Raw genomic sequence first — 277 nt, forward strand, 5'->3', positions numbered from 1 at the left:
CGGGAACGGAATACACATGGGCTGGAGCTGATAAAACGATTACTGCTCAAATAAGCCCAAATGGCCTGCTGACCGCCTATCATGTTCAGGAAACCGGGGATGAGACCACCGGAACGAAGCGAGCCCCACGAGAAGATGATCAAAAAAAGGCGATTAACTATCTACAACGTTATCTCGACAAGCAGATAACGGCGGTTGGCTACCTTGGATCAAGCTGGAATGAACGAGAAATTCAGTACACCTTTGGCGCTTTCGTAGACGGAATCCCGCTCAAGGG

General features: G+C 49.8%; 1 protein-coding gene. It reads left to right on the forward strand.

Annotated elements, in window-relative coordinates:
- A partial coding sequence (locus SB754_RS20035) for a YcdB/YcdC domain-containing protein (protein ID WP_410784131.1) occupies positions 1–277 on the forward strand: 277 nt, incomplete at both ends.

The sequence above is a fragment of the Leifsonia sp. SIMBA_070 genome, assembly GCF_046534635.1.
Lineage (GTDB): Bacteria > Actinomycetota > Actinomycetes > Actinomycetales > Microbacteriaceae > Leifsonia.